Here is a 12,024-nt window from a genome sequence, read left to right as displayed (position 1 = left end):
TCGCATCGGGTGCGACGGGCACACACCAGCCGGTCGCCCTTACGGCCGGACAGCCGGAAGGGCGACCACCAACAACGGTCAGCCGGGGGGGAGGAGGGCGAAACGCACGAGGGCGAAGGGGGGGCGCGCGGCGCCTCAGCGGTGCCGCGGTGGCGTCACAGCAGGTCGAGCAGCCTGCGCCGGACTTCGGAGTAGTCGACGATCGACGGGCAGTGGGTCGCGACCTCCCAGACACCCTCGCACGCCAGGCGTACGATCCGGGACGTCGCAGGGTCGGGCTCCTCGTCCAGCCCGTACAGGTGCCAGCGCGCCAGCGCCTCGCGTATCGGCGCGAGCAGCGCGGGATCGCCCGCGGCCCCGGTGACCACGGCCCAGCGTCTCAGCCGGCCGGACTGGACCGCCTCGAAGGTGGCCGCCAGGTAGGCCCGGGTGTAGGTGCTCTCGTCCTGTGCCGCGACCAGCGCGTCGAACTCTGCGATCAAACGCTCGATCATGCCCTTGACCAGGGCTTCCTTGCTGGCGAAGTGGTAGAGGAGGCCGCCCTTGCTGACGCCGGCGCGGTCGGCGACGGCGGCCAGGGTGAGCGCGTGGGCACCCTGGTCATCGAGCAGACATTCGGCCGCGTCGAGCAGTTCGTCCCTCCTCATGCGCCTTACTGTACCGGCTGGACGGTACAGTGTCCACCAGGGGGGTGGCGGCGGGGAAAAGCCCCTATACGCTTGTTTGGCTGAGCGTGCGTATGGGAGGGGCCGTGGGGACTGCGTATCTGGACCATGCCTCGACCACCCCTATGCTTCCCGAGGCGATCGAGGCCATGACCGCCCAGCTCGGGCAGGTCGGCAACCCGTCGTCGCTGCACGCGGCCGGGCGCCGCGCCCGCAGGGTCGTCGAGGAGTCGCGGGAGACGATCGCGTGCGCGCTGGGTGCCCGGCCGAGCGAGGTCGTGTTCACGGCAGGCGGCACGGAGGCCGACAACCTGGCCATCAAGGGGCTGTACTGGGCGCGCAAGCGCCCCCGGATCCTGCTCAGCGCGATCGAGCACCACGCCGCCCTCGATCCCGCCCACTGGCTGGGCGACCACCACGGGGCGACGGTGGAGCTCCTGGAGGTCGACGACCACGGGCGCGTCGACCCGGGCACCCTGCGCGCGGCGATCGAGCGTGACCCCGGCGACGTCGCGCTGGTCAGCGTGATGTGGGCCAACAACGAGGTGGGCACGGTGCAGCCGATCCGCGTGCTGGCCGCCATCGCCCACGAGTACGGGATCCCGTTCCACACCGACGCGGTGCAGGCGGTCGGCCAGCTCCCTGTCTCGTTCGCGGAGTCCGGCGTCGACGCGATGACCGTGTCCGGGCACAAGGTCGGCGGCCCCATCGGAGTCGGGGCGCTGCTGCTCGCCCGCGGCGTCGATCCCGTTCCCGTCCTCCACGGCGGAGGGCAGGAGCGCGACGTCAGGTCCGGCACGCTCGACGCGCCGGCCATCGCCGGCTTCGCCGCCGCCGTGCAGACCGCCGTCGATCGCCAGGCCGCCAACGCGGCGCGGCTGTCGTCTCTGCGCGACGATCTCATCGTCCGCGTACGGCAGGCCGTGCCGGACGTCCTGCTCAACGGCGACCCCGTCGAGCGGCTGCCGGGGAACGCGCACTTCTCCTTCCCCGGCTGTGAGGGCGACGCGCTGCTCATGCTGCTGGACGCCAAGGGCGTGGAGTGCTCCACCGGATCGGCGTGCTCGGCGGGCGTCGCCCAGCCGTCCCATGTGCTGCTGGCGATGGGCAGGGACGGCGCTCGTGCCCGGGGGTCGCTGCGGTTCACCCTGGGCCACACCAGCACCGAGGCCGACGTGGACCGGGTGGCCGAGGTCATCGGCCACGTCGTGGAGCGCGCCCGCCGGGCCGGCCTGAGCTGAGCCCCTGAGCTGAGCCCGCGTCAGGTGAGGAAGAGCGCCACGGCCCCCCATGAGGGATCGTCGGCGACGTCCACCTTGGCCCTGCCCTCCTGCCAGGTCGCGGCCAGCTCCTTGATGACGGGCGTCCACTCGGCCGCCGGGTCGGCGTAGACGTGCAGCACCCGGCTGCCCTCGGCGGTGACGTGAGCGGCCAGCACGGCGGAGGTGAGCGAGCCGATCCGGCCGCCGAGGCGCTCCTGGAACTCGGCGAGCGCCTTCGACGGCCCGTCGGCGGGCAGGCCGTCGGCGTCCGCGTCGCGGTAGGGCAGGGTGATCGCGATGTGCTGGTCGTTGAGCGGGTGGTCGACCGGGCGGAGCGGGTAGCGGGCCGCCGCCGTGATCGGTTTTCCGCTCGCCGTCCGCCCTTCGAGCAGCGCCCACTGCTCGTCCGCGAAACCGGCGGCCACGTCGGCGACCACGGCGGGCAGGTGCGCGGCCGCGATGGCGTCGATCGGCTCGAACTCGGCCGCGACGATGTCGCCGATCCAGCGGGCCACCTCGTCCTCGCCCAGCAGCCAGTCGAGCGCGAGAAGTGTCGCCTCCATCCGCGTCTCATCCTCGATATCCGGAAATATCGGGTGGAAGGCGGCGACATCCACCCGGGGATTCCCCGGCGGCACCCGCATGCCCATCACCAGCCGGTCCAGCCCGAACTCGCGCCCGCCGACGTCGACCGTCAGCTCCGCCGCGCGTGGGTTGGCCTGGCGAGACGGATGGAACTCCCACAGCTCGTCGGCGGGCGGGGCGGCGAGGGCCCACCGGTGCGCGAACGGACGCAGCTCCGGGTCTCCCGAGGCGGTCACCACCAGAGCGTGCCGCGCCGTGCCGCCGGGGGCGACCTCCCAGACCAGGCCGGGATCCAGGGCGTCGACGGCGGGGCCGATGATCTCCGCCAGCGCCCCGGCGTCCTCCACCTCCACCTGCGCGTCGATCTGAGGGCGGGCCTCAGCCCACCAGGTCCAGAAGCCGGCGATGGCCTCCGCCTGCTCAGCAGGCCGGTCCTTGCGCCCGAACAGTCGCATGGCCCCGTATCCTCCCAGCTCGCCGGGCCGGGTGCCAACGCCGCCGGGAGCGGGTTTTCCACAGGCCCAGGGCGAGGGCCGGGGCGAGCCCGCCGTACGGGTAATCTCGGAAGGGCTATGGCTCCCACACCCAGGCTCCGCACACCCAGGCTCCGCGTCCTCGCCGCCATGTCCGGCGGGGTCGACTCTGCCGTCGCCGCCGCCAGGATCGCCGAGGCGGGGCACGACGTCACCGGCGTCCACCTCGCGCTGTCGTCGAACCCCCAGTCGTACCGGACCGGCGCGCGCGGCTGCTGCACGCTGGAGGACTCGCGCGACGCCCGGCGTGCCGCCGACGTGATCGGCATCCCCTTCTACGTCTGGGACATGGCCGAGCGGTTCCATCGCGACGTGGTGGAGGACTTCGTCAGCGAGTACGCCGCCGGCCGCACCCCCAACCCGTGCCTGCGCTGCAACGAGAAGATCAAGTTCGAGGCGGTGCTCGACCGGGCGCTCGCGCTGGGCTTCGACGCGGTCGCCACCGGCCATCACGCGCGTCTCGACGGCGGCGTGCTGCGGCGCAGCGTCGACGAGGGCAAGGACCAGTCGTACGTGCTGGGCGTGCTGACCCGTGAGCAGCTCGCCCACGCGATCTTCCCGCTGGGCGGCTCGACGAAGGCGCAGGTCCGCGAGGAGGCGGCCCGCCGGGGGCTCATGGTCGCCGACAAGCCCGACAGCCACGACATCTGCTTCATCGCCGACGGGGACACCCGCGGGTTCCTGGCCGAGCGGCTCGGCGCCGCGGAGGGTCCCATCGTCGACGCGCTGACCGGGCACGTGGTCGGCACCCACCAGGGCGCGTACGGCTACACGATCGGGCAGCGCAAGGGGCTGCACATGGACCGCCCGGCCACCGACGGGCGGCCGCGTTACGTGCTGTCCGTCGAGCCGGTGACCAACACGGTGACCGTCGGCCCGAGGGCGTCGCTGGAGGTGCGCGCCGTCGTGGGCGAGCGGCCCGTCTGGAACGGGCCGGTGCGGGAGCCGTACGAGCCGATCACCTGCGCGGTGCAGCTACGCGCGCACGGCGAGGTGTACGGCTGCCGCGCCCAGCTGTCCGGCGGCACGCTGCACATCGAGCTGGACAGGCCGGCCGCGGGCGTCGCGGCGGGACAGGGCGCCGTCCTCTACGACGGCGACACCGTCATCGGGTCCGCCACGATCGCCTCGGCGGCCTGACAGATCCGGTCGGCTACGGGATCTCGACCGACTCGCCGACCGGCACCCGGCGGAAATCGGCCTTCTGCTCGTCCGCCTCGCCGTCGAGCCACTTGTCGATCAGCATCTGCCCGATCTCGTTCACCAGCCCGTCATGCGTGGAGTAGGCGCGGAGGGGGCGTACGTCGCGCAGGTAGAGGATCATGTCCGATGCCCGCAGCCAGGGTGCGTTCGTCGGCACGAGCAGCGTGGGGATCTCGACGCCGGGCAGGGTCAGCGCGTCGCCGGGGTAGAAGACCTCCTCGTCCACCAGGAAGCCCACGTTCTGCACCTGGGGCACGTCGGGGTGGTTCTTCGCGTGCAGTTCGCCGATCGTCTTGACCGAGAACCCGGCGGTGTCGAACCCGTCCCCGTCCCGGACGACGTGCACCGTCGCCGGGATGTCGCCGAGCTGGTCGGCCACCGCCTGGCAGGTGTAGACCTCCAGGGCCGGGCCGGCCGCCTTGAGCAGCCCGGCGTCGACGTGGTCGAAGTGCTCGTGGGTGATCAGCACCGCGGCCGCCCCGTCGAGCAGGCCCTCTCCGCTGAAGGAGCCCGGGTCGATGACCAGCGTCGAGGCGTCCTTCTCCAGCCGCCAGCACGCGTGTCCGAGTTTGGTGAGTTTCATAGTCCCTAAGCTAGTGGCCGTGAACGAGTTTCCCTGGGTCGAGGCCACAGCCTCGGGGGTGGGGTCGTACCCGGGCGACGACCATCTGGAGGCGCTGCGCACGGCCTTCGGCGAGCTGCCCATGCCCTTCCTCCCCGAGCTGCCGGCACGCGGCGTCGGCGCCGACATGATCGGGCGGACCGCGTCGCTGCTGGTCGAGCTGCCTGCCGAGGTGCAGCCCTCCGGGTGGAGGCTCGCCGACCGGCCCGGCCGCGACCACAAGCGGGCCCGCGACCACCTGGCGCGCGACCTCGACGGCCTGGAGGAGATCGCGCAGGGGTACCAGGGCCCCCTGAAGATCCAGGTCTGCGGCCCGTGGACGCTCGCCGGGGCGGTCGAGCTGCGGTACGGGAACAAGATGCTCGCCGACGCGGGAGCCGTACGGGACCTGGTCGAGTCACTCGCCGAGGGGCTCACCCAGCACGTCGCCGACGTGCGGCGCAGGGTGCCGGGGGCCCGCCTCGTCGTCCAGCTCGACGAGCCCGGGCTACCGGGTGTGCTCGCCGGTGCCGTCCCGACCGCGTCGGGCTTCGGGCGTCTGGCCGCCGTGGAGCCCACCGTCGCGAGGGATCGGCTCGCCGCCGTGATCGCCGCCGTGTCGGCCGCCGGCGCCTTCCCGATCGTCCATTGCTGCGCGTCCGGCGTGCCCATCGAGGTCATCCGCACGGCGGGGGCTCAGGGGATCTCGCTCGACGCCTCGCGGCTGCGGCGGCGCGAGGAGGACCACGTCGGAGAGGCCGTCGAGAAGGGGATCGCCCTCTTCCTGGGAGTCGTCCCGGGGACGGACGCGCGCCTGCCGGACAAGGGCGTCGTCGCCGCGCCGGCGGTGGAGCTGTGGCGGCGGCTCGGCTTCGCACCCGCCCGCCTCGCCACTCAGGTCGTGCTCACTCCGTCGTGCGGTCTCGCCGGCGCCTCGCCCGCGTACGCCAAGGCCGCGCTCGCCCGGTGCCGGGAGGCGGCCCGGGTGCTCCAGGAGGACCCGGGCGAATAGCCGGAGGTCCGTACGCCGCCGCGTGTCGGGGACCCGTACGCTGCAGCGTTCCAAAACCGGATGAAAGCCCGCCGTGAGCGGTCTACCGTAGGCGTCGATCACTCCTTGACGGGGTGCCCGCCATGGTCTGGTGCGGGCCCCCGACGGAATGGATCGGCGGGAGCCGGGCCCGTCCTCGGCGCGGCTCCCGCGCGTCCTCCGGCCAGGGGAGACTCTGTCGGTGCTCGGAGATACGGTTTCCCTGGGTCGTTGACGAGGGGAGAGGTCGACGTGGCCGAACAGGTGAACGAAGTCGGGGTCGAGGCCGAGGCTGGGGCCGAAAGCGCGCCGCCGGAGGCGCTGGAGCGGCACGCCGAGCTCGCGGAGCTGATCGATCAGGCCAACTGGCGCTACTACGTGCTCGACTCCCCGACGGTGAGCGACGCGCAGTACGACACGTGGATGCGGGAGATCGTCGCGCTGGAGGAGGAGCATCCGAGCCTGCGGACTCCCGACTCGCCCACCCAGAAGGTGGGAGCGCCCGTCTCCACCGAGTTCGCGGCGGTGAGCCACCTCCAGCGGATGGAGAGCCTCGACAACGCCTTCACCGACGAAGGCCTCGCGGCCTGGCAGGCGCGGGCCGAGCGCCTGATCGAGGCCGACCCCGGGCCGTACCTGTGCGAGCTCAAGATCGACGGCCTGGCCGTGGCCCTCGTGTACGAGAAGGGCCGCCTGGTCCGGGGCGCGACCCGTGGCGACGGCCGCACCGGCGACGACATCACCCCCAACATCCGCACGCTCGACGATGTGCCGCACCGCCTGGCCGGGGACGACGTGCCCGACCTGATCGAGGTGCGCGGCGAGGTCTTCCTGCCCGTCGAGGGATTCAAGAGGCTGAACGAGCAGCTCATGGACGCGGGCAAGCCGCCCTTCGCCAACCCGCGCAACTCGGCCGCCGGCTCCCTGCGGCAGAAGGACCCGCGGGTCACGGCGCAGCGCCCGCTCCGGCTGATCGTGCACGGAGTGGGGAAGTGGGAGGGCGCCGAGCCGCCGGTGACCCAGTCGGACACCTACGCGCGGCTCGCCGGCTTCGGGCTGCCGGTCAGCGACCGGTACAAGGTGGTCGGGAGCCTCGACGAGATCCGTGACTTCATCGCCTTCTACAACGAGCACCGCCACGATCCCGAGTACGAGATCGACGGCGTGGTGGTCAAGGTCGACCGGATCCCGGTGCAACGGCAGCTCGGCTCCACCAGCAGGGCGCCCCGGTGGGCCATCGCGTACAAGTACCCGCCGGAGGAGGTCACCACCCAGCTCCTCGACATCCAGGTCGGCGTGGGCCGCACCGGCAGGGTCACCCCATACGGCGTGATGAAGCCGATCGTGGTGGCCCAGTCCACCGTGGAGCGGGCCACGCTGCACAACGCCTCCGAGGTCGCGCGGAAGGGCGTGCTCATCGGCGACACCGTGGTCCTGCGCAAGGCCGGCGACGTCATCCCCGAGATCGTCGGGCCGGTGACGGACCTGCGGGACGGTAGCGAGCGCGCGTTCGTGATGCCCACCCACTGCCCGGAGTGCGGCACCGAGCTGGCCTACGAGCGGGAGGGCGACGCCGATCTGCGCTGCCCGAACGCCAGGGCCTGTCCCGCGCAGCTCCGCGAGCGGATCTTCTTCGCGGCCGGGCGCAACGCCTTCGACATCGAGGGGCTGGGATACGTGGCGGCGACCGCGCTCACCCAGCCTCTGCCACCCCAGGAGCCGCCGGTGCGGACCGAGGCCGACCTGTTCGACCTCACCGCCGAACGCCTGCTGCCCATCCGGTCGATCGTCCGCGACCCCGAGAACGGGCTGCCGAAGACCGACCCCGAGACGGGCGAGCAGAAGGTCGTCTCGTTCTTCGCCAACCTTTCGGGCGCCCCCAGCAAGAACGCCGAGAAGATGCTGGAGCAGCTGGAGAAGGCCAAGCAGGCGCCGCTCTGGCGGGTGCTCGTGGCTCTGAGCATCCGGCACATCGGCCCGCCCACGGCCCGGGCGCTGGCCGCGGAGTTCCGCTCGATCGACGCGATCGCCGCCGCTTCTGAGGAGGAGCTGGCCGCGGTGGAGGGCATCGGGCCACGCGTCGCGGCCACGATCAGAGAATGGTTCTCCGTCGACTGGCACCAGGAGATCGTCGACAGGTGGAAGGCCGCCGGCGTCCGCATGGCCGACGAGCCGGCGCCGGACGAGGGGCCGCGGACGCTCGAAGGCCTGACGTTCGTCGTCACCGGCACGCTGGAGGGCTTCAGCCGGGACGAGGCGGCGCAGGCGATCAGCAGCCGGGGAGGCAAGGTCTCCAGCTCGGTGTCGAAGAAGACCGGCTTCGTGGTGGTGGGGGAGAGCCCCGGCTCGAAGTACGACAAGGCGGTCAAACTCGGCGTGCCAATTCTCGACGAGAGCGGCTTCCGCACACTTCTGGACCAGGGCCCCGAGGCCGCCCGCGAGGTCGCCGTCACCCCTGAGGAGTGACTCCAGAGCTTCACTTATGACTGCCAGGCGGCCAGCAGGTCCTCCGGGGCCCAGTGCGCGGCGAGTGGCAGGTCGCCGGCGACTCCGCATCGTGAAACGGTCACCAGAGGAGTCGTGGAGTCGGTGCCCGGGACGGCGAGCATGTCACACACCAGGCTTTCGTACTCATGCCGCCCGAACGACGCGTTCTCCAGCCACTTGATCGAGCCCTCTGCCGGCCAGTCTCAGTCTATGGATACGGGCGTCAGCCCTTCGTGCTCTCGCCGCCTATTGGACGGCGTTGGATCTTTGGCCTGCGTGTCGCTCGTGGCTCGGGGTGAAGCCGGATACTGGCCGTCACTCATGGGCACTTGCTCGAACACGTTCGGTGAGGCATGCTCGGTGTTGCCCCGCCCCCGGTGGGTGGTGGAAGTGAGGCCGGGACTACCGATGGAATCGGGTGCCCGGCCTTCGCGCTGTCTTGCTTCCTCAGTCGATGAATACCAGGTGGGTGCGCCCCGTCAGAGCGTTGAAACCGTCGAACCGGCCGTCCAGCCACCAGGTCACGGCTCCTGCCACCGCATCCGCGGCCCAAAGAAGTGGCTCTTCTTCGGGGTACTGCCAGATGGCCCTGATGGTGTCGGAGAGGCGCTTCGCTTTGCGAATCCCCATGATCAGCAAGAGGTCGAGGCGATCCATCTTGGCCGAACGGCTTTCGATGGTGGTCAGGCCGACCCGGGCTTGGTCGAGTTCGTGCAGAAGCCTCTCCAGACAGAGGCGCCTCGCTCGCTCGTAGGGGACGCCTCTGCTGAATATGTGGATGGTGACAAGGCTTTGCAGGGGCATGCGCGCGATCGCTTCACAGATGACAAGGTGTCGCGTTGAGGACTCCTCACGCCAGTGCAGGCGGCGGCTCTTGCCTGTACGGAGAGATTCCAGATCCGCGCGGACGCCCTCATGATCGGCGGAATCTATGATCACGGCAGCCATCGCGTAAACGCTGTCGTCGTGAGGGCGGCGACGAAGGCTCTCGTCAACGCAGGCAGTAAGCACAGCGTAAAGGTATCGTCACAGATAGTTTCCTGCTCCCCGGTTGCTCAAGCCCGGAATGTGAGTGTCGGTCGGATGTATCCGGACCGTACTGGGACCGGGAGGTGAATCCGGTGACACCGGGCTACGGAGCCGAAACGCACGTCCGGCATCGGGTGGGCATGGAAAGCTCGTGTGATGCTTCCAGAGCGCTTCTTCCACCCCCTCGCTCTCGACGAGTTCCTCGATGAGGACCATGGCCTCGATGAAGACGATGACCTCGATGAGGGGTATGGCTACGATCTGGACCCCGAGGACGTACGGCAGGTGATCATGGAGGCCCTGCTCGACCCGAGGGCGCAGGGCGACAAGCGGGTCCTCCACTACGCGCGGGAGAACCTGCAGTTCTACGACGACCATGAGCATCCGGCCGCGGCGGAGATGCTGACGAAGGTGATCGAGGCGCATCCCGGCGAGAGGTTCGCCCTTGGCGCGCTCCGCGCGTCCCTGCGGGAGGATGCGGTCAGGACTCTGGAGGAGCTCGCGGAGCTCCACCGCGAGCTCACCCTTCTCCCTCCGGAACGGCGGGACCTGCGTTTCTACTACTTCGCGCCCAGCGTGCTCGCGGAGGCGGCACAGGATGATGAGCGGGCCGGCGACCTGGCGGACGAGGGCATCGAGCTCGCCAGAAGCCTGGACAGAGCCCAGGCCGCCGACATGATCATCTCGCGCAGTCCCGCGCAGCGGCACAAGGGCCGGGCCGCCGAGATATTCAAGAAACATCTGGAAGGTCTGCGGGAGTACCTGGAAACGACCCGAACCGGGCATGCGGAGGGGGCGCCCGAACGCCCGAGCGGGAGTACGCCCGGGGCATGAGCGAGGGCCTGCCTGACGCCGCCTTCCCGCTCGAACACGAGGAACTGCCGACCGGCCATGCCATCGGGTGCCGGCGAAACGCATCCGGCCCCTCACGAAGCGATGGAATGGCTCGGCGAGAAATGGAACGCCCTGCGTGCCGTACGGCGGGGAGCCGTACGGCACGCAGGGACTCAGAGGGTCAGGAAGTGGTGCAGACCAGGGGGGAGGGGGTGCTGGGGGTCCCGCTGGAGCTGCCGAGGAAGCCGAACGAGGTGCTGGCGCCAGGCGCCAGGTTGCCGTTCCAGTTCAGGTTCGAGGCCGTGATGCTGGTGCTGCCGGTGAGGTTGGCATTCCACGCCTGGGTGATGGACTGCCCGCTGGGCATGTTCCACTTCACCGTCCAGTTGGTGATCGCCGCCGTGCCCGCGCTCGTGACGGTGACCTCACCCTGGAAGCCGCCCTGCCACGGGTTGACCACCTTGTAGACGGCCGTGCAGCCCTTGTCGCCGTTGAACGTCGGTGAGGGGCTCGGCGAGGGGCTCGGTGAGGGGCTCGGCGTAGGCGTGGGAGTGGGCGTCGGTGTGGGGGTCGGCGTCGGTGTGGGAGTCGGGGTCGGTGTGGGGGTCGGTGTGGGGGTCCGAGTCGGGGTCGGCGTGGGGTTCGGCGTGTACGGCGCCGCGATCGCCAGGTCGTAGGCCCGCTGCGGCACGAACTGGCCTGCCGGGGCGATGCAGCCGTCCGACTCGCCCGGAGGCTTCACCCAGAGGAACGCGTCGATGGCCGAGTCGCCGGTGTTCGTCGTGCTCCACGTGCCCGTCGCCCGGCCGGCCGGGTCGCACCATTCGCTGCCCGAAGGGCCGTTGCCGTTGCGGCTGGTGTCGATGACCGCCTTCAGGCCGTTCACCCCGGTCGCCGCGATGACGCTCTTGGCGTACGAGACCAGGCCGGGAGTGGACCGGTAGTTCGAGGTGTTGAGCGCGATGCCGTTCGCGCTGTTGGCCACGTCGGCGCCGCGCAGCCGGTTGGCCATGTCGGAGGCCCCGACCCAGGCGTCGTGGCCCGCGTCGAAGTACACCTTGACCTGTGAGGACGTGGCGCGGAACTTCTTGCCGGCGTACGCCATGGAGGCCTGCACCTCGGCCTGCTGGGAGGAGCTCATGCAGTTGGGCATGATCGACAGTGCGTCGGGCTCCAGGATGATCGTCGCCGGACGGCCGCCGAGGCCGAGGGCGATCTGGTCGATCCAGGAGCGGTATGAGGCGTGGTCGGGCGCGCCGCCGGCGCTCGCGCCGCCGCAGTCGCGGTTCGGCATCTCGTACACGACCATGATCGGGATCTTGCCGGCGGCCGCGGCCGCGCCGACGTACGCGTCGACCTGGCCGCGGACGGTCGAGGGGTTGTAGCTGGCGAACCAGCGGCCCTGCGGGACGGCGGCGACCCGGTCACGGATGACCTGGGCGCGGCTGTCACCGGGGTTGGCGGCCACCCACTTGGCCGCGTTGGTCTGCGGGTCCACGTAGAACGCCGAGTCGGCGGCCTGAGCGGCGGACGAGGTGAGGACGGCGACCCCCACCGCGACCGTGGCGGTCGCGGCGACCAATGCCGCCGTCATGCGCCTTCTGCGAGACATCAAATACTCCGTCCGGTAATGTGGGAGCGCTCCCACAGTCCCTCGGATGGTAGGGAGGAGGATGAGGTGGCAGAAGGCCCGGCACCCATTCGGCTGACGTGTCAACGTAAAACCCGCAGGCAGCGCCCGAACGGGCAGGTTCACGCATGTGAAACTTTCACCGTGAGGCTCATGCGGGGTGAA

Annotated in this window: 11 protein-coding genes; 5 read left to right on the top strand and 6 right to left on the bottom strand. The window is 70.8% G+C overall.

Translation table 11 applies throughout. The features are described from left to right. Positions 1 to 155 precede the first annotated feature (155 nt). Positions 156 to 647, bottom strand: a complete 492-nt coding sequence (locus AB0B72_RS29310) for a TetR/AcrR family transcriptional regulator (RefSeq protein WP_367742356.1) — start codon at positions 645 to 647, stop codon at positions 156 to 158. 104 nt (positions 648 to 751) lie between these two features. Here AB0B72_RS29310 and AB0B72_RS29305 point away from each other — a divergent pair, with 104 nt between their 5' ends. Then, positions 752 to 1,906 (top strand): cysteine desulfurase family protein, encoded by a 1,155-nt coding sequence (locus AB0B72_RS29305; RefSeq protein WP_367742355.1) that lies wholly within the window; start codon positions 752 to 754, stop codon positions 1,904 to 1,906. 20 nt (positions 1,907 to 1,926) lie between these two features. Here AB0B72_RS29305 and AB0B72_RS29300 read toward each other — a convergent pair whose 3' ends face one another. After that, on the bottom strand, positions 1,927 to 2,967 hold the full coding sequence (locus tag AB0B72_RS29300; RefSeq protein ID WP_367742354.1) for a DUF695 domain-containing protein: 1,041 nt from the start codon (positions 2,965 to 2,967) through the stop codon (positions 1,927 to 1,929). Between the two features lie 117 nt (positions 2,968 to 3,084). On the opposite strand from AB0B72_RS29300, the gene mnmA reads away from it, so the two are divergent. After that, positions 3,085 to 4,185 (top strand): tRNA 2-thiouridine(34) synthase MnmA, encoded by a 1,101-nt coding sequence (gene mnmA, locus AB0B72_RS29295; protein WP_367742353.1) that lies wholly within the window; start codon positions 3,085 to 3,087, stop codon positions 4,183 to 4,185. Between the two features lie 13 nt (positions 4,186 to 4,198). Here mnmA and AB0B72_RS29290 read toward each other — a convergent pair whose 3' ends face one another. After that, on the bottom strand, positions 4,199 to 4,831 hold the full coding sequence (locus tag AB0B72_RS29290; RefSeq protein ID WP_367742352.1) for an MBL fold metallo-hydrolase: 633 nt from the start codon (positions 4,829 to 4,831) through the stop codon (positions 4,199 to 4,201). Between the two features lie 19 nt (positions 4,832 to 4,850). On the opposite strand from AB0B72_RS29290, the gene AB0B72_RS29285 reads away from it, so the two are divergent. Together AB0B72_RS29285 and ligA are read left to right on the top strand one after the other, a co-directional pair. Then, positions 4,851 to 5,861, top strand: a complete 1,011-nt coding sequence (locus AB0B72_RS29285; RefSeq protein WP_367742351.1) for a methionine synthase — start codon at positions 4,851 to 4,853, stop codon at positions 5,859 to 5,861. 339 nt (positions 5,862 to 6,200) lie between these two features. Then, positions 6,201 to 8,345 (top strand): NAD-dependent DNA ligase LigA, encoded by a 2,145-nt coding sequence (gene ligA / locus AB0B72_RS29280; protein ID WP_367742426.1) that lies wholly within the window; start codon positions 6,201 to 6,203, stop codon positions 8,343 to 8,345. Positions 8,346 to 8,359: 14 nt separating this feature from the next. Here ligA and AB0B72_RS29275 read toward each other — a convergent pair whose 3' ends face one another. Further along, positions 8,360 to 8,488 (bottom strand): hypothetical protein, encoded by a 129-nt coding sequence (locus AB0B72_RS29275; protein WP_367742350.1) that lies wholly within the window; start codon positions 8,486 to 8,488, stop codon positions 8,360 to 8,362. Between the two features lie 325 nt (positions 8,489 to 8,813). Beyond that, a complete protein-coding gene (locus AB0B72_RS29270; RefSeq protein WP_367742349.1) occupies positions 8,814 to 9,314 on the bottom strand; it encodes a hypothetical protein in 501 nt (166 codons plus the stop codon). Between the two features lie 237 nt (positions 9,315 to 9,551). Here AB0B72_RS29270 and AB0B72_RS29265 point away from each other — a divergent pair, with 237 nt between their 5' ends. After that, positions 9,552 to 10,229 carry a hypothetical protein gene (locus tag AB0B72_RS29265; protein WP_367742348.1) on the top strand — a complete coding sequence of 226 codons (678 nt, stop codon included), beginning with the start codon at positions 9,552 to 9,554 and terminating at the stop codon, positions 10,227 to 10,229. A gap of 181 nt (positions 10,230 to 10,410) precedes the next feature. On the opposite strand, the gene AB0B72_RS29260 is transcribed toward AB0B72_RS29265, so the two are convergent. After that, on the bottom strand, positions 10,411 to 11,841 hold the full coding sequence (locus AB0B72_RS29260) for a glycoside hydrolase family 6 protein (RefSeq protein ID WP_367742347.1): 1,431 nt from the start codon (positions 11,839 to 11,841) through the stop codon (positions 10,411 to 10,413). Positions 11,842 to 12,024 lie beyond the last annotated feature (183 nt).

The sequence above is a fragment of the Microbispora sp. NPDC049125 genome, from assembly GCF_040802045.1.
Taxonomy (GTDB): domain Bacteria; phylum Actinomycetota; class Actinomycetes; order Streptosporangiales; family Streptosporangiaceae; genus Microbispora.
The sequence above is the reverse complement of the archived record's forward strand: the minus strand, read 5'-3'. Positions and strand labels throughout refer to the sequence as shown.